Here is a 21787-nt window from a genome sequence, read left to right as displayed (position 1 = left end):
GCCAGTGGACTAGACTCTGACACCGATCACCTGTCCGCGGTTTTCTGCCCCAGAGCCGTCCATGCCGTCCACTAAAGTTAGTCGAATGTTTCGAACCCTGGCGCTTCTCGTCGTCATCATTGCCGCGTTGTACCTGGCGCTGTGTGCGGCGTTGTTCGTATTTCAGCGCGCCTTGATCTACTTCCCGCAGCCGGCCGCCCTCGAAACACCCGCCTCGTTACTGACGCTAACCGTCGACGACGCGCTCATTCAGGTGTCTGTTCGCCCCCACTCCGGCCCGAAGGCACTGATTTATTTCGGCGGCAATGCCGAGGATGTATCACGCAATTTGCCGGCGTTTTCTCAGGCGTTCCCCGAGCACGCGCTGTACCTGATGCACTATCGAGGGTTTGGCGGCAGCACGGGGTCGCCGTCCGAAGAAGCCCTCGCGCGCGATGCCCTGACGTTGTTTGACAGGGTCTACGACAGCCATCCACAGATCGCAATTGTAGGGCGCAGCCTCGGCTCAGGCGTTGCCGTGCGCCTGGCCAGCCAGCGCCCGGCCTCGCGGCTGATTTTGATTACGCCTTACAACAGCCTCGAAGGCCTGGCGGCACAACGGTTTCGCTGGTTTCCGGTGCGGTGGCTGCTCAAGGATCGATTTGAATCATGGCGATACGCGGCCCACATCACGGTGCCGACGCTGATGATCGAGGCCGAGCACGACGAGGTTATTCCTCGCACAAGTACCGAGCGGCTCTACCGCCATTTCGCGCCCGGCGTGGCCACGCTGAAAGTGATCCCGGGCGTCGGCCATAACTCCATCTCCGACAGCCCCGACTACCTGAAGCTCATGGGCGCTGGATTATGAAAAATAGCGTGCTCATAGACAGCATCGATCACCCGGTCACAGAGAGTGATTGGACTCGCCGCCCTCAAGCTCTTAGCCTGCGCGCGACGCGATACACCTGAAGGCAGAACACGATGATCGTCAGACCCAAACCGAACTTCATCAATATACTGAGCGCCACCAAGGGCTCCATCGCCAAACGGATTGCCTTGCGCAGCCTGATGGTGATGCTGCTGGCGTCAGTCATCGTGCTCGTCGAGACGTGGCACCCCAGCTACTTTTCCAAAGTCAGCGCAACGCCGTTCACCCTGCTGGGCCTGTCGCTGTCGATCTTCATGAGTTTTCGCAACAACGCCTGTTATGACCGCTGGTATGAAGGCCGCAAAGCCTGGGGCGATGTGATGGTCGCGATTCGTTCGATGATTCGTGAAACCACGATCATCAAGGACGCCAATACGCGCAACGCCCTGTTGAGTCAGCTGTGCGGGTTCGCCCACGCGCTCAACGCAAAACTTCGCCAGGAAAACGAGCAGGAGGCGAGTGCCCGCTGGCTCGATCCGATCCCCAATGACCACTCGCCCGACTTCAGCGGGAGCATTTTGCTGAACGTCACGCAGCAGTGTTCGGCACTCAGTGAGTCAGGGGTGATCAACGAATGGCGCTACACGATCATGGCCAGCCACCTGGCGCACCTGACCCAGGCGCAAGCCGCCTGCGAGCGGATCAAACACACGCCGCTGCCGTTTGCCTACACCTTGTTGCTGCACCGAACCAGCTACCTCTTCTGCTTCCTGCTGCCCTTCGCAATGGCCGAGCCGCTGGGCTGGATGACCCCGATTTTCACGGCGATTGTCAGCTACACCTTTTTCGGTCTGGACGCGATTGGCGATGAACTGGAGGACCCGTTTGGTCGCGACGAAAACGATCTGCCCCTCGACGCGATCGTGCGCACCATCGAGCGCGAAACTCTCACCGCCATGGGGCAAACACAACTGCCTCCGGTGCTGGCGCCGGTGGACTTTGTGTTGAGCTGACGTCACACCTGATAAAAGTGCCGATACCACGCCACAAACTGCGCCACGCCGGCTTCAACCGCCACTTGCGGGCTGAAGTCGACCCAGTCTGCCAGCGCCGACACATCGGCCCAGGTCTTGATGACATCCCCAGGTTGCATCGGCAGGTAATTGCGCTGCGCCTTGATCCCTAATGCCGACTCCAGGCATTCGATAAAATCCAGCAGCGCAATCGGCATGCCACGGCCGATGTTGAAAATCCGGTTGACGCCCTCATCTGCCTGGTTCGGCAGTGGCGGCTTGAGACGCAGCCGGACGATGCCTTCGACGATGTCGTCGATGTAGGTGAAGTCGCGCGCCATCTGGCCATGGTTGAACACATCGATGGGCTGGCCCTTGAGGATCGCTTCGGTGAACTTGAACAACGCCATGTCGGGACGCCCCCACGGTCCGTAGACGGTAAAAAAGCGCAGGCCGCTGGCCTTCAGACCGTAGAGATGACAGTAGCTGTCGGCGAGCAATTCATTGGCGCGCTTGCTCGCCGCGTACAGCGAAACCGGATGATCGACCCGGTCATCGACGCTGAACGGCAGTTTGCTGTTGGCTCCGTACACTGAGCTGCTTGACGCGTAGATCAAGTGCGCGGGCGGATGGTGCCGGCAGGTTTCCAGCACATTCAAGAAGCCCACCAGGTTGGATTGTGCATAGGCATCCGGATTGTGTTGCGAGTAACGAACGCCCGCTTGCGCCGCCAGGTGCACCACTTCGGTGAAGCGATACTCGTTGAACAACCCCATCAAGGCGGGTTTGTCGACGATGTCCATCTTCTGAAAATGGAAGCCCTGCAACACGCTCAATTGTTCGAGCCGAGCGCGCTTGAGCGCCACGCTGTAATAGTCGTTGAGGTTGTCGATGCCTATCACTTCCAGACCTTGAAGGCCCAACCGTTTGACCGTGTGATACCCAATGAACCCTGCGGCGCCAGTCACAAGAACGGTCATAGTGCCTTGCTCCGTTGTTCAGACAAGAGTTGTTAGTTATAGCGTTGCTATTGCATTGGGTCCAGATTGGGAGCTCACTACTTACTATCCCCAACATCGGGGACTGCACTCGGCCGGGATGACTATTAATGGCATCAAAAGTTTAATCAACCCGACGAAAAGGAAATCAACCACAAAAACAAATGCTTGCGTACTGTCAAAATCACCAATGGATAAAAGGCATGTATTTTGACAAGGAATGTTTGACAGACCGCTTAGGGTGGTCGATAACTACACCGGTCTATTTGAACAGAGCGCGAGTGCAGATTGCCTGCATTGGCGATTGTTCCTTAGACCCACCTCTTCAGAACAATTTTTTTGTGGGTCCCATGTGCAGACCGTGCGGTAGCTTTGTCTGTTTCAAAGTTGAGCCACGGTCTTATGCCCAAAGCGCTACACGTTAGAGCATTACGTTATTCGTTGCACTTTCGTGAAGCACTATGTGCTTCAGTATTGAAACACTACTGCACATACATACATAAAAAAAACATATCTGCGTCCAACTTCACTTCATAGGCCTCACTAGAGCCACTGCCTGCCTAAACTTCGCTAATCACAGAGTTTACCAGCATGCCAGCACATAGCTCCGAACGGTCTAATTGGTACCTCCTGCAATGCAAACCACGTCAGGACGAACGTGCCCATCTCAACCTGCTTCAACAAAACTATGTGATCTTCCACCCTCAGTTGGTGAGTGAACGCGTGATCCGCGGGAAACGCCATCGGGTGCTGGAATCGCTCTTCCCTGGGTATTTGTTTATCCATCTCAGCCGTAGCGACAATTGGGCGCCCATCCGTTCTACCCGCGGCGTCAGTCGTATTGTCGAATTCAATCATGGTCCTGCGACGGTGGCCGAGCACGTCATCGAGCATCTGCGTGCGCGCTGTATTGAATCAGCGGAACCGCACACCAACCACGACCTGAAACCCGGCGAACACTTGCAGATCATTCGAGGGCCGCTGTCGCCACTTGAAGGCGTCTTCATTTCCTCGCTCGGCGCCGAGCGCGTCATGATCCTGTTGCAGTTTCTTAATCGGGAACAAACTATTTGCGTCCCGCGAAGTGATCTCGAACGTCATAGCACGCCATTACAAATAAATAACTAATCGCTTGCCTTATATGCTTTTTTTCAGGAGCTATAACATGGCCTTGAAGTCACGCTGCCTTATTGCACTGATCACGGCCTCTCTTTATTCAGGGATGGCATGGAGTATTCGCCCACAATACATAAACGTTTACGGCTTCAACTTCACACCGACTTTTTTAGTCTCTGAAAGTTACGATGACAACTTTCGTGAGTTAGAAAGCAATGTGCAGTCTTCCATGATCACCCGTTTGGCGCCCTCCTTCGAGCTCAAGGCCGAAGACCGCAACAGCGCCACTCGCCTGATCTGGCAACCCGCCCGCTACATCTATCACGACGAGTCGGACGCCTCATACACGGCCCATCGCGTGCGGGCGGACAGCATCATGGAATTCACCGATCGGCACCGCCTGAAACTTGAAGCTGAATACCGTAAATGGGAGCGCACGGAATCGACGGCTGTCGAAGGCGTCAATGACAAGCTCAATAACAAACGGGTCGGCGGTTTATATACCTACGGCGCCAAAAGTGCAGATAACCAGATCGATTTCGGTGCCAGTTATGCAGAACTTCGTTACGACAATGCCGACGGCGTCAACGACGACAAAGAACGTAATACCACCGGTGTGACCACCACCTGGTATCACCGCATCGGCAGTAATACCCGCGGTTTGCTGGAATACGATCACACCGATTTTGATTACCTGCTGGCCAACAGTCCGCGCAGCAGTAAATCCGATGCCCTACTCGCCGGTGCAACGTGGGACGTCACCGCACGCACGACAGGCAAAGTCCGTATCGGGTATGAGAAAAAGAACTTCGACAGCAGCCAATCCAAAGACCTCGACAACCCCACCTGGCAAGTGGACATGCAATGGAAACCCCGAACCTATTCGACATTTACCTTCCTCGCTCGCCAGGCCCTCGCCGAAGGTGACGATGGCGCCGATGCCGTGAAGTCGACCTTCACCCAGGTCGGCTGGCGTCATGGCTGGACCGAACGGATCACCTCCGTGGCCCAGGCCGGGTACGGTCGGTATGTCTACGAAGGCCAAAGCCGTACAGACAATCTCCAGGATTACAACCTGGGTTTGATTTACGCCATGCGCCGTTGGCTGGATATCGAACTGGGCTATCGCTACCGCGATAACGATTCCGATGCCGACAATGAAAGTTTCACCCGCAACATTGTTTCGATCAGCTTCAACGTAAGCCTTTAGGAGGGTTTCGACATGAACTCACAGACTCTTGGCTTGTTGTTCACTTTGCTGGTTGTCCCCACGACCCATGCAGCGGATTCCGGTACTCAGTACAAACTGGCGGCCGGGGATGTCTTGCGCATCACGGTATTTGGCGAACCGGAATTGAGCCTCAAACGTATCCGTCTCAGTGACGCCGGCACGTTTTCCTATCCGTTCCTGGGTGAGATTTCCGCCAAGGGGCTCACACCGAACCAGGTCGAAAAAATCATCGTCGACGGGCTTAAACAGGGCTACCTGACCGACCCGAAGGTCAGCCTGAGCCAGATTGAGTACCGCTCGTTCTACATCAATGGCGAAGTGCAAAAACCCGGCAGCTATCCGTTCATACCCGGCCTGACCCTGGAGAAAGCCATCGCATTGGGCGGTGGCCTGACGGAACGCGCTTCGATCAAACGCGTGACCATCGTGCGCGGCGATGGCGGTGCGACGCTCACCGATGAAGTCACCCGCAACACCACGATTGCTCCCGGCGACACCATTTCCATTGCACAAGGCTTTTTCTAATCATGGACAACAGCCCTAGCACCTACGTCGAACGTCCTCTGCAAACGCACGTGCATCAGCAGCACAGCGAAGACAGAGACACCATTGACCTACTCAAACTGTGGAGGGTGATCTGGCGCGCAAAATGGACAATCGGCTGGCTGATCCTGTTTAGCTGTGCCCTGGCGGCGGTGGCGGTTTCGCTCATTACCCCGCAATACATCGGCAGCACCACGTTGCTGTTCAACGAAAAAACACCACCGCTGATGTCCTTCCAGCAAGTCAAGGACTCAAGCACCAACGCCACTGACTACTTGCAGACCCAGCAGGCCCTTCTCGAATCCCGGGACCTGGCCGAACGCGCGGTGCGAAAACTCAATCTCACCACCAACCCGATCACCGACCCGCGCCAGCAACCGGCGCCCTGGTTCACGCCGCGCAAGTGGCTGGCGGCCCTGGAGCTCGACCAATGGATCCCCGGTCTGGCCATTTTGATGCCCGTCAAGGACACCCCGACCGAGGAAGACGTCTTCAACCAGGTCACGCAAAACCTGATGCTGCACACCACGGTCAAGTTCGTCGGCAAGAGCCAACTGCTCGAAATCCAGGTTGAACTGCCCGACCCGGATCTTGCCGCCGCAGCGGCCAATGCATTGGCCCAAGGCTTTACTGACAGCCAGATCGACACCAGCGAGAAGTCTTCGCAGTCCACCACGGCCTGGATGAACACGCGGCTGGTCGAGTTGCGCAACAACTTGCGCGTGGCCGAGAAAAAACTCCAGGGCTATCGCGAAGAACAAGGCCTGGTCGATGTCGGCGGCGTCGCCACCATCAGCGCCAACGAACTGGAAATGACTGGCAGCCGAATGGTCGATGCCCGCCGTACCCGCGCCGAAGCCGAGAGCGAATACCGTCAGGCCAAAGCCTTGAGCAATGGTGACTTGAGCCGGCTCTCCAGTGTGCCCGCGGTGTTGAGCAACCCACTGGTCCAGCAGTTCCAGGCGGACCGGGCCAAGGCCCAGGCGAAAGTCGATGAACTGTCGGGGCGCTATGGTCCCAAACACCCGAGCCTGATTTCCGCGCAATCTGAATTGCGCGCCGCCACCACCAGCCTGCAATTGCAAGTGCAGCAGGTGGTTGCCGGGATCGAGCGGCAATACCAGCTCGCCTCGGCCAGCGAAGCCTCGCTGCGCCAATCGTTCAACAGCAACAAGGCGCAGATCCAGGACATCGCCCGCAAGGAGTTTCAGCTGCGCGAGTTCCAGCGTGAGGTCGATAGCACCCGTGCGCTGTATGAAACCTTCGTCACCCGCTTGAAGGAAACCGCCGCCACCGCCGACATGGACTCGACCAAGGTGCGCATCGTCGACCCGGCGATTGTCCCGGTGGAAGCCAGCAAACCGCGCAAAACCTTGATTGTGGGGATCGTCGGGTTGCTGGCGGCTGTGATCGGCGTGGCCCTGGCCCTGCTCTTCGACAGCCTGAGCAACACCTTCAAGACCGATGAAACCATCGAGAGCATGCTCCACATTCCATTGCTCAGTGTCGTGCCGTTGGTCGTGAAGAAAAGCCGCCGGCAACTGGCTCGGTTGTTTGAGGACAATGACCACCCGCGTTTTTCCGAAACCATTCGCAACCTGCGCACCTGGCTGATGCTGCAAAGCAGCGACATGCCGTCGCAGATCGTGCTGGTCACCTCGACCGTCGCCGGCGAGGGCAAAAGCACCATTGCCAACAACCTCGCCAGCTCGCTCACCGCCCTTGAACGTGTGCTGCTGATCGATGCCGACATGCGCCAACCCACCCTGGCGCTGAACTTTGATTTCCCGCCGGACAGCCCTGGACTGGCCAACGTGATTGCCGGCACCGCCCGGCTCGAGGACTGCATCTTGTCGGTCGGCAATCTGGACTTGCTGCCGGCCGGAAAGATGGGGCCGTCCTCGGTGGATGTGTTCACCGCGCCGCGCCTGCCGTCTCCCGCCGATGCGCTCAATCCGGCGCGCCAGCCTCCACCGCAGGACTTGCTCAGTTCGCCGCGCATGGCCCGCATGCTCGAAGCGCTCAAGTTGCGTTACCGCCACATCATCATCGACTCCCCTCCCGCCGAGATGATCAGTGATGCGCTGCTGCTGGCCCAGCATTCGGACGCGGTGATTTATGTGGTCAAGGCCGACAGCACGTCAATCGGCCAGGTGCAAAGGGGCATTGCCATGTTGCAACAAAGCCACGTACCGGTGTTTGGCACCGTGCTCAACCAGGTCGACCTGCGCAAGGCGCGCAAGTACGGCTACAACCACTCCCGAACCTTTTACAACTACGACTTCGCGTCCCGGTAATGAGTGATAGGGGGGCTTTCCCCCCTCACCACAACGCCCCGCCATAACAAAAAGCTGCATCACCTCAAACACAACAAAAAAGCTGCTTCACCTCTGCCGAGCTACGGAAAAGCCTGCGGGAGCCACGCCGTGTCTGCCCGTCCAGCGTTTGCGCACTACTGCTGCCTTGAGGTCAAGCCCATGACTCCGCTCTATACCGCTCATCTGACGCACCGCCGCGGCCTGACGTTCTGGGCCCAGTGGGTGTGCGCCATGACGCTGACCACCTCGCTGCTGATGCTGCTCGTGTTGATGCGCGTCGGCAGCCTGACCAGCGATTACCGCATTCTGATCATCCTGACCGTGCTCGGTTCGGTGCCGATTTACAGCCTGATGCAGGTCTACCACAAGCGTCACGGCCTGTTGGTCGGGCTCGGTCGATTGCTCGCGGGCTGGCTGATCTTGCTGGCCGTTCTGGGGGCCATTGCCTTCATCACTCAGACCAGTGCGAAGTACTCGCGCCAGGTCATCATGGTCTGGGCGGTCCTGGGTTTTCTGGTCCAGGCGTTGAGCTTTCTGCCCCTGCACTACTTTGCACGGTTGCACGCGCGCATGGTCTGCAAGGAGCGCCGTTCGGTGATCATCGGCACCTGCCCGACCGCCCATGAACTGGCGAAAAAACTGTCACAGCCAAACCGCGCACTGGCCTTGGGGTTTATCGCCACCGCCGACGACATCGGCCCGGCGCCGAGCATCCTGCCGCTGCTGGGCCGCGTCGAAGAGATTCGCGAAATCATCACCCGCCTGCATGTGCGGCGCGTCTACATCGTCCTGACCATGGCCCATGCCGCCACTATCGAGGCGTTGTACATCGACCTGCTGGACATGAATGTCGACGTGGTGTGGATCCCGGATTTCGGCAGCATGGTGCTGCTCAATCACTCGATCTCCGAGATCGAGAGAATGCCGGCGATTTACCTCAACGAAAGCCTGATCAGCTCGCACCCGGCCAGCCTGTTTTGCAAGGACCTGTTTGAACGCAGCCTGGCGGCGACGGCCGTCATTTTGCTCAGCCCGCTGCTGGTGATGGTCGCTGCCGCCATCAAGCTGACCTCCCCTGGCCCAGTGCTGTTCAAGCAAAACCGCCACGGTTGCAACGGTGAAGTGATCAAGGTCTGGAAGTTTCGTTCGATGCGCGTCCACGACGATCAGGAGGTACGCCAGGCCACTCGTGACGATGACCGCGTCACCCCGGTTGGACGCTTCCTGCGCCGCAGTTCCATCGATGAGCTGCCACAACTGTTCAACGTGTTGCTCGGGCAAATGGCCCTGGTCGGACCGCGCCCGCATGCCGTCACCCACAACATTTACTACACCGGCAAAGTGCAGGCCTACATGGCGCGCCATCGTCTGAAACCGGGCATTACCGGGCTGGCCCAGGTCACCGGGCATCGTGGCGAAACCGAGACCGTGGAAAAGATGCAGCTGCGCGTCGCCCAAGACCTCAACTACATCAACCAATGGTCGCTGTGGCTGGACATCAAGATTCTGATCAAGACGCCCTTCACGCTGTTTTCGAAAAACATCTACTGACGCCCTGCTTCGACTCTCTGAGGTTTGACCATGAATGTGAGCGTATTCGGTATTGGTTATGTGGGCCTTGTCCAGGGCGCTGCGCTGGCGGAAGTCGGCCACACGGTGATGTGCGTGGATGTCGACGCCGCCAAGGTCGAGGCCTTGAAGGACGGCACCTTGCCGATCTACGAACCCGGCCTGAGGAGCCTGGTGCTCGACAATTACCACAGCGGCCGCCTGCAATTCAGCACCGACCTGGCCAGCGCCGTACGCCATGGTGAGGTGCTGCTGATCGCCGTGGGCACGCCGCCTGACGAAGACGGCTCGGCAGACCTCCAATATGTGCTGAGCGTGGCGCACACCATTGCCCTGAACATGGACGGCCACCGGATCATCGTCGACAAGTCCACGGTCCCGGTGGGCACCGGCGACCGGGTGCGTGCGCACATCGAACAGGTGCTGGCCGACAAGGGTCGCAGCGACCTGACGTTCGATGTGGTCTCCAATCCGGAATTTCTCAAGGAAGGCTGTGCGGTAGAAGACTGCATGCGCCCGGACCGGATCGTCATCGGCACCGATAGCCCGCACGCCGAAGCGGTCATGCGCGAGCTGTACGAACCGTTCAATCGCAACCGCGAAAAGATCATCGTCATGGACATCCGTAGCGCCGAGCTGACCAAGTACGCCGCCAACTGCATGCTGGCGACCAAGATCAGTTTCATGAACGAGATAGCCAACATCGCGGAAAAACTCGGTGCCGACATCGAAATGGTCCGCCACGGCATCGGCTCCGATCCGCGCATTGGTTATCAGTTTATCTACCCGGGCCTGGGCTACGGCGGTTCGTGTTTCCCCAAGGACGTGCAAGCGCTGATTCACACGGCCACCAGCATCGATATCGATGCACGAGTACTCAAGGCTGTCGAGTCACGCAACAACGAACAGAAAGCCAGCCTGTACACCAAGGTTTTCGATTACTTCAACGGCGATCTTCGCGGCAAGACTTTTGCCGTGTGGGGCTTGAGTTTCAAACCCAACACCGACGACATGCGCGAAGCCCCAAGCCGGGTGTTGATGGAAGCGCTGTGGCGCGCCGGCGCCAACGTCCAGGCATTCGACCCCAAAGCCATGGAAGAAACCCAGCGTATCTATGGATCACGCGATGACCTGACTTTGGCGGGCACCAAAGAAGCGGCGCTGAAAAATGCCGACGCCCTGATCATCGTCACGGAGTGGCAATCGTTCCGTGCGCCGGACTTCGACCTGATCAACCAACAGCTCAAACAACCGCTGATTTTTGACGGGCGCAACCTGTTCGATCCGCAGCGCTTGAGCCAACGCGGCTTTACCTACGTGTCCGTCGGCCGACAGACCCGCGCTGTCATCTGAAAGGAGTCAGGCCATGATCAAGCTGAAGATTGTCAGGCATTACTCACCGAAATTGCTCGACGCCAATCAGGCGTACTCCTTCATCAACTTCGCGTCCATCGGCAGTTTTTTCAAAGACACTCCGGGCACCGTCGCCTACTTTTGCGACGGCATGCTGATGTCGGCGTTCATGTCGCAGGTGACCGGGCGCAGCATCGGCCGGGTCAGCTTCGACTTCACATCCATCGCCGACCCGGTGTTGGGCAGCGCCGAGCAATCGGGTAAACGGGTGTATTTCGTCGGCGCCCACCAGGACGAACTGGAGCTGTTCATCAGCAAGATCAAGGCCCGCTACCCGCAGTTGATCATCGCCGGCTATCACAATGGCTACTTCAATGTGGCGCAAGCCAAGGGCATCCGGCGCGACATCTGCCAGAGCGACGCGAATGTCCTGATCGTCGGCCTCGGTGCCGGATTGCAAGAGCAGTTCGTACAAGATGCGCAGCGCGCAGGCTTTCACGGTGTGGCATTTACCTGTGGCGGGTTCATTCGCCAGGAGGCCATGGCCACGTGTCAGTACTACCCCGAGGTGATCAATCGCCTGCATTTGCGCGCGTTCTACCGGATGTACCGCGAGCCGCACACCATCAAACGCTACCTCGTCGACTACCCCGGCAATTTCCTGCAACTACTGGCAATGCTCGTTCGGCACAAAGTCACCATCCGTGTCGGGGAATGACCATGCACATTCTGTTCATCCTCAAGGATTTCAAGTCGGGTGGCGGCGTCGAGCGCGTCCAGCAGCGCTTGTCCGAGCAGTTTCTCAAGGACGGCCAGCGCGTGAGTTTCTTCGTCATCAACGGCGACACGCCGGACACGCAAGGGGCTCAAAGCCTCAATGACGGCGGCGGTCGGGGTCTGCTCGGATGGCTCAAATCGATCATTCTGTTGCGCCGGTTGATTCAGCGTGAAGGCATCACCCACCTCATTTCCGCCAAGGAGCAGGCGAACCTTTGCACATGGTTCGCCACCCTCGGCAGCCCTTGCAAGGTCATCTATAGCCGCCACGCCACACTCGATTGCACGGAGCAGAAAACCAGCCCTGCCGGCCTGCGCCTGCTCTACGCGTTGTACCTGTGTGGCAGCGGCAAGGTGGTGACGGTGTCTACGGTGTTGCGTCAATCCCTGGCTGACATGATGCCGTGGGGAAGTCAGCGCATCCGCTATTGCCCGAACGCAGTCATCAACGATCAACTGCTGCACGCCGCCAAGGCGCCGTTGCCCACTGAAATTCCGCGCAATTATTGGCTGGGCCTGGGCCGTCTGGTGGCGCCAAAAGGTTTTGACTTGCTGCTCGATGCCTATGCCATGGCCCTGCACAGCGAGGCGGTACCGGATTTGGTGATTGCCGGCGACGGTCCCTTGCGAGGTGAGCTGGCGGTACAGGCCAATCGCTTGGGTATCGCGCACCGGGTGCATTTCACCGGGTTCTTGAGCAACCCCTATCCGCTGCTCAAGAACGCACGTTTGTTCATTCTCAGCTCGGTGCATGAAGGCATGCCGACGGTGCTGATCGAGGCCTTGGCGCTGGGTACGCCGGTGCTGGCCAGCGACTGCGAAACAGGGCCCAGAGAATTGCTGGACAACGGCCGCCTCGGCCAACTGGTCAACGTCAACGATGCGCCGGCACTGGCCGAAGGCATGCTGCAAAGCCTGTTTTTGCAGGGTCGGGTCGCCGTCAATGAAGGCATGATTTCTGACGCGATCCGTCAGTACACCAGCCAGGACGCCGCGCAAGCGTACTACCAGGTGTGGAATCAATGAAAAAGTTGCTGATTATCCTGCACGACCTCAGCGCAGGCGGGGCGGAAAAAATGATGACGCGCCTGGCCGGGGCGCTGGTGGACGCGGGCAATGACGTGACCCTGCTGATGCTCACCGGCGGTGGCGTCAACGCGGCGTACCTCGACCCACGGGTAAAAAAGGTCGAATTGCGCAGCCCGCGCAGTTCAAGGGCCGTACCGGCACTGGTGCGTTTTCTTCGACAAAACCGCTTCGACGCGCAACTGGCGGCGCTCACTCACGTCAACGTGATCGCCATTGTCGCCGCCGCGTTGTCGGGGACGCTGTCGCGGCTGCATGTCAGCGAACGCAACGCGTTCTCCCACGACAAACACGTCAACCCCGACTTCATGGTGCGCGTCGCCTACACGGTGGCGCCGCTGCTGTATCGGCTGATTCCCAACCCGGTGATTTGCGTCTCGCGCGGCGTCGCCCAAGACCTGATCGACACCACCATTGCCCGTCGCCAGGACGTGACCATTGCCGACAATCCGGTGCTCGACAACGACTTTCGGGAAAAACCGCATCAACCGCCCAGCCATCCCTGGCTGCTGGAAGCGTCCAACCCGGTGATTGTCGCCGTAGGTCGCCTAGCCCCGCAAAAAGGCTTCGATACGTTGATTACCGCGTTCGCCGCGCTGCCGAATCGCGACGCGCGCCTGATCATTTTTGGTGAAGGCGTCTTGCGCGATCAATTGCTGGAACAGGCTCGCAAGCTTGGCGTGGGGCATCGGCTTGACCTGCCGGGCTACACCCATGAGCCCATGGCAGAGGTGGCGGCGGCCGATTGCTTCGTGTTGTCGTCGCGCTTCGAAGGCAGCCCCAATGCGCTGGTCGAAGCGTTGTCCACGGGGACTCGGGTGGTTTCGACCCGTTGCCCGCATGGCCCGCAAGACATCCTGATCAATGGTGTCGTCGCCCCCCTCGTGGCCGTCGATGACCCGATGGCCCTGGCGCAGGCGATTGCCCTGCAACTCTCCACCCCACGAGAAGAACACCGTCAGGCGCGCCTCGACGCGGCCGCCCGTTTCATGAATGCCAGCGCGGTAAAAACCTACCTCAGCGCCCTGCTCGGGAGTCCCTCGCCATGAACCGACTGGAGATCCGCTATTCCACCCTGCGTGACGGCTTCACCTTGTTCGGTGTGCTGTTTTACATCCAGGTGATTTCGTTTGTCCTCGGTTTGGGCAGCGCCTCGAGTTTCGACGACATCGACAAAGACCTCGAAGGCAACGTGACCAACCAGATCTGCGGCCTGATCACGTTGCTGGTGCCCTTGTTTTTCTTCATCCGCAATAAGGTCTTCCTCAGCAAAAGCTTTTACCGCGGCAACTTCTTTCTGCTGGTGTTCCTACTCTGCGTGATCGCCTCCATCGGCTGGTCCTCTGACCCGATGCTCAGCCTAAAACGATTTGTCGCGATGATCAGCGTGGTGTTTTTCGCCGGTTTCATCGCCTACAACTACAGCCTCGAAAAAATCACCTTCATGCTCGGTTGCGCCATTGGCGTGGCGGCGTTGATCGGTTTGATCCTGGCGCTGGTCATGCCCAGCGCCGCGTTCGTTTCCGGCGGTATTCGCGAAGGCGCGTTCAAAGGGATTTTCATGGAGAAGAATGCCGGCGCACGGATCAACGCCATCGCGATCCTGTTGCTGCTGCCGATGATTCGCCAGCGTAACCGCTGGGCATTGTTCTGCTCGTTCTTCTCGCTGATTGCCATCTTGCTTGCCCAGTCGGCGACCGGGGTGGTGCTGGTCATTGCCGGCACGATCAGCTACGGGTATTTCCTGACGTTGATCCGTTTACGCATGAACCGATCGCAGCTGTTGTTCCTCGGCTGCACCCTCCTCTACCTGCTGGTGTGCCTGTTCCTCTACAGCAACTTTGCGGTGTTGCTGGAAATGGCCGGTCGTGACCCGTCACTCACCGACCGCACGATGATCTGGGAGCTGCTCGGGCCGTTTGTCGACGATCAATACCTCAAGGGCTATGGCTTCGGCGCCTTCTGGTCCAGCCCCGATGCCGCCGCGTTCATAAAGCGTTGGGGTTACATCGGCAACGCGCACAGCGGTTACGTGGAGACCCTGCTCAACGGCGGCATCATCCAACTGACCGCGCTGGCTCTGCTGCTCGCTGAAGCGCTGATCAAACAGTACCGGGCCGTGACGGCGAACCAGTCTGCGCAGTTTCGCGCCAGCGCCTTGGTGATCATCGGTCTGTTCGCCGTCACCAATTACGTGGCGTACGTGATTCCCAACTACCGCTCTGCCGAGTTCCTGGTGTTCTGCACCCTGGCCCTGTCCTTTCGGCATCACCCTGCGACCTATCCCGAGTTGTCCCCGGCAACCCTGCGTCAGCGTCCGTCTGGCAGGGCATTACCGCGCGATTCAGCCAAAGCGTAAAAAGGAGAGACACCCGTGTCAGACCAAGCCCCGTCTTTACCGCATACAGTGTGTGTCGTGATCCCGATGTACAACGGCGCCGACAGCATTGAGCAAACACTGGCGTCCCTGGCCGGGCAAACCCGACTGCCCGACCACGTCATCGTCGTCGACGATGGTTCCTCCGATGACGGGCCACAACGGGTCAACGCCTTCGCGGCGCCGTTTCGCCTGACGCTGTTGCACCAGGCCAACGAAGGCCAGGCCAGCGCCCGCAACCACGGTCTGCGGCACTCTGAGGAGACGTTTGTGGCGTTTCTCGATGCCGATGACCAATTTCGTCCGCAAAAGCTGGAGCTACAGCTGGCCCTGTATGACGAACTGAGTCGTCAAGGCCGGCCGGTGGGGCTGATCGACTGCTACACGCAGGTCAATTACAGCGACGGCAGGCGGCAAATGGACAATCTGCGCAAGAACGGCCGGCATTTCTACGATTTCATCCACGCCAACGTCCTCAATGGCGTATCCACCGCGCTGGTCAAGCGTGACGTGATCCTGCAACTCGGCGGCTTCGATGCCAGCCTGCGTTACTCCGAAGACCGCTTCATGTGGACCCGGATCGCCGAACACTGGGAGATCCACACGGTGCCGCAAGTGCTGCTGGAGCGCACGGTCAATGCCGGCAACATGACCGCGCAACCGAAGAAGTACTACCCGAACAAGATCAGGTTCATCGAGGTGTACCTCGCCCGCTACGGCGCGCAGCTCAGCAAGCAGCAACGGATCGATTTCGTGCTGGGCAACCACACTGACTTTCTCAATGCCTTTTCCCGCAAAGGCGAGCATGCCGACGTGATCGGCGTCTACCGGCGAATGCTGGACTATTCCTGGCAAACGCTGATCTTCGCCAACGGCAAACCGACCTTGCGCTACCTCTATGCCTGTGTTCGAACATTGCGCAAGGCAACGGCGTCAACCACCGCTCATTGAACCGGTATCCGCCATGGCCAATCACCGTCTGGTTACATTGATCTGGATATTCACCGAGAAATTCGGCCTGATCTTCCTGTCGATGATTACCTTTGTCGCGTATGCCAGGCTGCTGTCGCCCGCAGAGCTGGGTGTGGGCACGGTGATCATTGCCATCGTCGAGTTGATCGGCCTGGTGTATTCATCGGTTCTGGAAGACCCGCTGGTACGACTCGAGCGGTTGGAGGACAAACACATCTCCACGGCCTTCTGGGCGGCGGTACTCGTCAGTCTGGCGTCCATCGTCGTCATCTCGGGCGCGGTACTTGTGTACACGCCTGACCCGATGCTGCGATGGATGACGGCGGTGGCCTCGGTGAAAATCCTGTTCACCATGATGGCGCGGGTCTATGTGGCGCAGATGCGCCGTAGCGGCGACTTCAAGACGCTGGCGTCGCGCACGCTGCTGGGCAAGGTGTGTGGTGGCGTCGGCGGCGTCGCTGTCGCGCTTTGGGGATTGGGGGCCTGGGCGGTCATTGCCCAGGCACTGATCATGGAGTTCGTGTCCATCATCGTATTGATGCGCGCAGACCGGCAGCGCATCGCCTTTCATATTGACGGCCCCGTCTTGCGAGAACTGTTGAAGGCTGGTGCACCGGTAGCCGTCAACGCGCTGAGTTCGCAAACGCTGCAGCGTGGGGTCAACGTGGTCCTGGGCATGACGGCCGGCGCAAATGCGGTCGGCATGTTCAACATGGCGATGCGCATCATCGAACTGCCCCGCACCGCGATTTACAACGGCCTGCTGAGCTATGCGCTGCCGGTGTTCGCGCGGCGCAGCGCCGATCCATCACGGTTGCGCGCGATCTTCAGCGATTCGACCGCCGTCAGCGGCTTCCTGCTGACGCCCTTGTTCATCGGCATCGCACTCACGGCGCACGACGTGATCCTGTTGATCTTCGGCGCCAAATGGACCGAGGCCATTGCGCCGCTGCAAGTGCTTGCGTGCACGGCAGCCATCGGCAATACCGCCATGTACGCCACGACCGCACTGGTCGCGGTCAATCGCAGTTACCTGACCATCAAGGCCGAAGTGGCAACCACGGTACTGGCACTGGCGCTGGTCTATAGCTTCGGCAGTCTCTATGGCGGCATGGCTGCCGCCCTGGCGTTACTGGCCCGGATGGCGATCATCACACCGTTGCAAATCCGCGGTTTGAACAGCGCAATCGGCTATGACTGGCGGCTGTTTTTCGACACCAACTATCGCAGCGTGATTGCCTCGCTCGTCATGGCCGCATTCGTCCTCCTGGTTTCTTCCCGATCGGGTTTTGAAGGTTACTTGCACCTGATCTGCAACATCGTGGCAGGCGCGCTGAGCTATGCCGTGGCGTATAGCGTCATGCACCCGCGCTGGCCGCAAGAATTCAAATCGGTTTTCACCGCTCGCTGAATTCAATCCCGAAACAGGAACACCTCACCATGCGCAAAACTACGCTGATCACTGGCGGGGCCGGCTACATCGGCTCCCATACCGCCCTGGCGCTCATCAACGCCGGACACCACGTGCTGATACTCGACAACCTGTGCAACAGCTGTCGAGAGTGCATCGCGCGCCTTGAGCTACTGACCGACACCCGGGTCGATTTCATCAATGGCGACATGGGCGACTCGATCTTGCTCGACAACATTTTCCGTCGTTACGACATCGATGCCGTGGTGCATTTTGCGAGTCTCAAATCCGTGGAAGAAAGCATCCGCAAGCCACTGGACTATTACGCCAACAACGTCGCCGGGACACTCAATCTTTGCCGGGCGATGGTGCGTCATGAAGTGTTCAACCTGGTGTTCAGCTCGTCGGCCACGGTGTATGGCGACCCCACGCAAGTACCGATTGCCGAAGATCTCGGCACTGGCAAACCCGTCAATCCCTACGGCCGGACCAAGCTGATGATCGAAGAGCTGCTGACCGACCTGTGCCTCTCCGATTCGCGCTGGAACATCGCCTTGCTACGCTACTTCAACCCGATTGGCGCTCACGAGAGCGGGATGATCGGCGAAGACCCCAAGGGCCGCCCCAACAACCTGTTGCCGTGCCTGACGCAGGTCGCGATTGGACGGATGCCCGAACTCACGGTGTACGGCCGCGACTATCCCACGGTGGACGGAACGTGCGTGCGCGACTACATCCATGTGGTCGACCTTGCCAATGGTCATCTGAAGGCGCTGCAGGCATTGCAAGACATGGGTGGCATTCATTCCTGGAACCTGGGCACCGGCATTGGCTATAGCGTGCTCCAGATCATCCACAGTTTCGAAGACGTTACCGGCATCACCATCCCCTTCAGCTTCGCCCCGCGTCGCCCCGGAGACATCGCCCAAATGTGGGCCGACCCGAGCAGGGCTGGACGGGATCTGGGCTGGAGCGCGCAACGCGATCTGGATCAGATGATGGAGGATTCCTGGCGTTGGCAGTCGTGCAATCCGCAGGGCTATCAATCCTCATTCGGCGTAGTGGCATTGACTGCGGTGAAGTAAGCAATCGTTCCAACGGTAAGGAAAGCACATGTTCAGAGAATGCCTGTGGGTACTGCTGTTGTCGGTTTCGCTGGCGTGCAGCGCCGCGCCAGCGCCTTCCCGTCCGCCAGCCGCCGGGCTGGTGCTGTGGCTGGACGCGGCCGATGCATCGACCATGAGTATCGACGCACAGGACCGCCTCCAGCACTGGAACGACAAGTCCGGCAAATCCAACCACGCCACGGTGGACGACGCCATTGGGCCCTCGGGTCCGCAGCTCGTGGCCAACGCCTTGCACGGCCACGCGGTGGTGCGTTTCAATGGCGTTTCGGCGTTTCTGGGCAAAACAATCCGCGTTGGCAATGGCCCGGCAACCCTCCTGATCGTCTCCCGCCGTCTGCCCGAACAGAGCCCGGCAGACCCTTGGCAGCGGCTGTTCAGCTCACGCCCCAATAGCGTCGATAACGACAATGTGCTGCCCAACTTTGCCATTAGCCTGCGACAGGCAGACGCCTACGCGCCGACCATCTCCGTGCTCGAACTTCAAGACGTGCCGATTGGGCCCTACGCGGTCGGGCGCAACGTGGTCGGAAACGCCGACAACTTCAAAGGCGATATCGCGGAAGTGCTGGTGTACGACCGCCCGTTTGCCTCCCTTGCGCAGCAACAAGAGGCGTATCAATACCTGGCGGACAAGTGGTCGGTTGCCATTCCCCGGCAGGCTGATACCTGGACCCGGGTCGGGCCGCTGGGCCCCTTGCCGACACTCGACGACGCCGGCTTGCCCCTGTCCGATCAGGCCGATGCGGGTAACTGGATATTCGACAGCAAACTGTCCGATGACTTCGATGGCGACGTTCTCGACACCGTGCGCTGGCACGTCAACAATGCCCAGGGGAATGAATCCCTGGGCCGCAAGCCGGCGCTGTTCAGGCCGGCCAATGCGTTCTTGGCCAACGGCAACCTGAACATCGTCTTTCGCAAGGAAGCCTTGCCACAGAAGTACGTGCAACTGGGTTTCAAGGATTATTCTTCCGCCATGGTTCGCACGGTCGAGCGCGGTTTTTACGGTTACTACGAGGCACGCGCCAAACCCATGGACTCGGCAGGTTCCAGCGCCTTCTGGCTGGCCTGGACGGGCATGGAAGATAACGCCACCGAAATCGACATCTTCGAAATCGGCGGCAAGACCAAAGACGCTGCCTACGACCGCTTGTACAACATGAACGCCCACCTGTGGGCCACGCCCCAAAGCACCGAACATGTCGCCAGCGCCAGCATCTGGGTCAGCCCCTGGCGCCTGGCGAGTACGTTTCATGTCTACGGCTTCGACTGGCAGCCCGACACCCTGCGCTGGTACGTCGATGGCGTGCTGGTCCGGGAATCCAGGAATACGAATTTCTTCTTTCCAATGCAGATCGTCTTTGACAGTGAGGCCATGTGGCAATGGTTCGGAGTGGTGGACGATGCTGACCTGCCCTCTACCTTCAGAGTCGATTACGTCAAGGTGTGGCAACGCAGTCAGTAGCGTTTCTCAATCATGGATCTGTCCGTCAGGTTCATCCGATTACCCCTGAACTTTCGTTCGAGCAGTCAGGTCGACAGAATTCCAGCCTCATCCGGCTCCCGGGCGGCGGTTAAAAAAACAAGAATGAGGGGCTAACGGTGAATTGTCTGATTTGTGTCGGCGTGGCGGAACGCATTCAGTGCCACGGCCCATGGGAGGAAAGGGATTGTCCGGAATGCGGGCGCTATCGGGTTTCCGATGAGCTGCTTTTGACCTTGATGGATCAAGGCCAGATCTTCGATGTCATCAAAACCAGAAACTGGCTCGAGAGCCAACGCAAGGAAGGTGTTACCCCTTCAATTGAAGTCCATGAGGCGCTACTGCTGCTCTAGCGTTCGCGCTGGATCAACGTTCAATCGGCAGGGAGGTCAGTTGTCAATCAGCGCCAACCCATCTGGAGCGTGTACGTGATCAAACGCCGGCTGAATGAACTGGATTTGCTGCGCTTCCTGGCAGCGCTCGCCGTGGTGTTTTTTCACTATGCTTTTCGCGGGTATGCAAAAGGCGACATGTCTGTAATGCCCTACCCGCTGTTGGCTGAGCCTGCCAAATACGGTTACTTGGGTGTCGAACTGTTTTTCATGATCAGCGGATTCGTCATTCTCATGACCGCGTCGGGCAACAATCTCAAAGCCTTTTTCATATCCCGCGCCATTCGCCTCTACCCTGCTTTCTGGGTGTGCTGCACCCTGACTTTTCTGATCACGCTGGCCATTGGGCAGCCGCGATACACCGCTGATGTTTATCAATACATTATTAACATGACGTTGCTGGGCGACTTTGTAGGTGTCGAGCCCATAGACGGCGTGTACTGGTCGCTGTTTGTAGAAATAAAGTTCTACCTGATGATCTCCATTCTCCTGGCCTTCAAGAAAATAGAAAAAATAGAAACCTGTCTTGTGTGGTGGTTGCTGATCTCTGCCGGTGCCGAAGTATTCGCCTTCGAAAAGTTGCGCTCGGTATTAATTACCGATTACGCCGCCTATTTCATAGCGGGTGCGACGTTCTTCATGATCTGGGCCAAGGGGATCACCAAAACACGAGTGCTGCTCTTGGCTGGGGCATTGGCATTGGCCTGCTTCACCGCCATCGTTTGGGCCGAATTGCTCGAAACCAAATATCCAACCGACTTCGATCCCCTGATCGTCTGCAGCATGATCATCCTGTTCTTCATGACATTCTTCCTGGTCGCAACCAACAAGACTGCAGCCGTAGGGACATTCAACTGGACGGCATTAGGCGCGCTGACTTACCCACTTTATCTACTGCATCAAATGATCGGCTTTATGATTTTCAACATTGCCTATCCGGCGATAAACCCACACCTCCTGCTCTGGGGCACTATCGCGTTGATGATCGGTGCGTCTCATGTCATCCATAAACAAATAGAAACGCCCATTGCCAGGCACATTAAAAAAGCCCTTTCATTCTCCTTCAAACGTGTCGAGGCGAATAAGCCTCGATAAAGCGCCTCCTCCACCGCAGCGCAACGACATGACCGTTGATCTGCAATTTTTGCTAACGCCCAATAAAAACATATTT

At 58.4% G+C, this 21787-nt stretch carries 19 protein-coding genes and 1 pseudogene; 18 read left to right on the top strand and 2 right to left on the bottom strand.

The genetic code is table 11. From position 1 onward, the window contains the following. Positions 1 to 61: 61 nt before the first annotated feature. Positions 62 to 850: an alpha/beta hydrolase gene (locus BMS17_RS24500; protein WP_077431963.1), complete on the top strand. Its 789-nt coding sequence runs from the start codon at positions 62 to 64 to the stop codon at positions 848 to 850. A gap of 113 nt (positions 851 to 963) precedes the next feature. Beyond that, on the top strand, positions 964 to 1863 hold the full coding sequence (locus tag BMS17_RS24495; RefSeq protein ID WP_077431962.1) for a bestrophin family protein: 900 nt from the start codon (positions 964 to 966) through the stop codon (positions 1861 to 1863). A 2-nt stretch (positions 1864 to 1865) separates the two neighbouring features. On the opposite strand, the gene BMS17_RS24490 is transcribed toward BMS17_RS24495, so the two are convergent. Beyond that, positions 1866 to 2843 (bottom strand): NAD-dependent epimerase, encoded by a 978-nt coding sequence (locus BMS17_RS24490; protein ID WP_077431961.1) that lies wholly within the window; start codon positions 2841 to 2843, stop codon positions 1866 to 1868. A gap of 609 nt (positions 2844 to 3452) precedes the next feature. Here BMS17_RS24490 and rfaH point away from each other — a divergent pair. From rfaH to galE, 13 genes and pseudogenes are all read left to right on the top strand, one after another. Next, a complete protein-coding gene (gene rfaH, locus BMS17_RS24485) occupies positions 3453 to 3989 on the top strand; it encodes a transcription/translation regulatory transformer protein RfaH (RefSeq protein WP_077431960.1) in 537 nt (178 codons plus the stop codon). 13 nt (positions 3990 to 4002) lie between these two features. Next, a complete protein-coding gene (locus BMS17_RS24480) occupies positions 4003 to 5187 on the top strand; it encodes an outer membrane beta-barrel protein (protein WP_371916711.1) in 1185 nt (394 codons plus the stop codon). 12 nt (positions 5188 to 5199) lie between these two features. Beyond that, positions 5200 to 5733, top strand: coding sequence for a polysaccharide biosynthesis/export family protein (locus BMS17_RS24475; RefSeq protein WP_046030287.1), 534 nt, complete (start codon positions 5200 to 5202; stop codon positions 5731 to 5733). A 2-nt stretch (positions 5734 to 5735) separates the two neighbouring features. Next, a complete protein-coding gene (locus BMS17_RS24470; RefSeq protein WP_046030289.1) occupies positions 5736 to 8048 on the top strand; it encodes a polysaccharide biosynthesis tyrosine autokinase in 2313 nt (770 codons plus the stop codon). 180 nt (positions 8049 to 8228) lie between these two features. Then, the gene (locus tag BMS17_RS24465) at positions 8229 to 9620 is read left to right on the top strand and encodes an undecaprenyl-phosphate glucose phosphotransferase (protein ID WP_046030291.1); all 1392 of its coding nucleotides are present in this window, start codon (positions 8229 to 8231) and stop codon (positions 9618 to 9620) included. A 30-nt stretch (positions 9621 to 9650) separates the two neighbouring features. Then, positions 9651 to 10991: a UDP-glucose/GDP-mannose dehydrogenase family protein gene (locus BMS17_RS24460; RefSeq protein WP_077431959.1), complete on the top strand. Its 1341-nt coding sequence runs from the start codon at positions 9651 to 9653 to the stop codon at positions 10989 to 10991. Positions 10992 to 11004: 13 nt separating this feature from the next. Then, positions 11005 to 11709, top strand: coding sequence for a WecB/TagA/CpsF family glycosyltransferase (locus BMS17_RS24455; RefSeq protein WP_077431958.1), 705 nt, complete (start codon positions 11005 to 11007; stop codon positions 11707 to 11709). Positions 11710 to 11711: 2 nt separating this feature from the next. After that, on the top strand, positions 11712 to 12794 hold the full coding sequence (locus BMS17_RS24450; RefSeq protein ID WP_046030295.1) for a glycosyltransferase: 1083 nt from the start codon (positions 11712 to 11714) through the stop codon (positions 12792 to 12794). Continuing rightward, positions 12791 to 13903, top strand: a complete 1113-nt coding sequence (locus tag BMS17_RS24445; protein WP_046030296.1) for a glycosyltransferase — start codon at positions 12791 to 12793, stop codon at positions 13901 to 13903. Before BMS17_RS24450 ends, BMS17_RS24445 begins: the two co-directional genes overlap by 4 nt. Further along, entirely contained in the window at positions 13900 to 15213 is a 1314-nt protein-coding gene (locus tag BMS17_RS24440) for an O-antigen ligase (protein ID WP_046030297.1), read from the top strand. Before BMS17_RS24445 ends, BMS17_RS24440 begins: the two co-directional genes overlap by 4 nt. A gap of 15 nt (positions 15214 to 15228) precedes the next feature. Further along, positions 15229 to 16182 carry a glycosyltransferase family 2 protein gene (locus BMS17_RS24435; protein ID WP_046030298.1) on the top strand — a complete coding sequence of 318 codons (954 nt, stop codon included), beginning with the start codon at positions 15229 to 15231 and terminating at the stop codon, positions 16180 to 16182. A 13-nt stretch (positions 16183 to 16195) separates the two neighbouring features. Continuing rightward, positions 16196 to 17614: an oligosaccharide flippase family protein gene (locus BMS17_RS24430; RefSeq protein ID WP_077431957.1), complete on the top strand. Its 1419-nt coding sequence runs from the start codon at positions 16196 to 16198 to the stop codon at positions 17612 to 17614. Between the two features lie 29 nt (positions 17615 to 17643). Next, positions 17644 to 18648: pseudogene (gene galE, locus BMS17_RS24425) on the top strand (UDP-glucose 4-epimerase GalE); the annotation flags it as partial. 8 nt (positions 18649 to 18656) lie between these two features. On the opposite strand, the gene BMS17_RS31085 reads toward galE, so the two are convergent. Further along, positions 18657 to 18704: a hypothetical protein gene (locus BMS17_RS31085; protein ID WP_371916738.1), complete on the bottom strand. Its 48-nt coding sequence runs from the start codon at positions 18702 to 18704 to the stop codon at positions 18657 to 18659. Positions 18705 to 18727: 23 nt separating this feature from the next. On the opposite strand from BMS17_RS31085, the gene BMS17_RS24420 reads away from it, so the two are divergent. The 3 genes from BMS17_RS24420 to BMS17_RS24410 all read left to right on the top strand — a co-directional run bounded on the left by BMS17_RS24420 (position 18728) and on the right by BMS17_RS24410 (position 21711). After that, positions 18728 to 20206, top strand: coding sequence for a family 16 glycosylhydrolase (locus BMS17_RS24420; protein ID WP_077431955.1), 1479 nt, complete (start codon positions 18728 to 18730; stop codon positions 20204 to 20206). A 137-nt stretch (positions 20207 to 20343) separates the two neighbouring features. After that, on the top strand, positions 20344 to 20577 hold the full coding sequence (locus tag BMS17_RS24415) for a hypothetical protein (RefSeq protein ID WP_046030302.1): 234 nt from the start codon (positions 20344 to 20346) through the stop codon (positions 20575 to 20577). Between the two features lie 75 nt (positions 20578 to 20652). Beyond that, a complete protein-coding gene (locus BMS17_RS24410) occupies positions 20653 to 21711 on the top strand; it encodes an acyltransferase (protein ID WP_077431954.1) in 1059 nt (352 codons plus the stop codon). Positions 21712 to 21787: the final 76 nt, after the last annotated feature.

The sequence above is a fragment of the Pseudomonas sp. C9 genome, assembly GCF_002000165.1.
Lineage (GTDB): Bacteria > Pseudomonadota > Gammaproteobacteria > Pseudomonadales > Pseudomonadaceae > Aquipseudomonas.
Note: the sequence above shows the minus strand (reverse complement) of the source record. Positions and strands in the feature narration are given on the sequence as shown.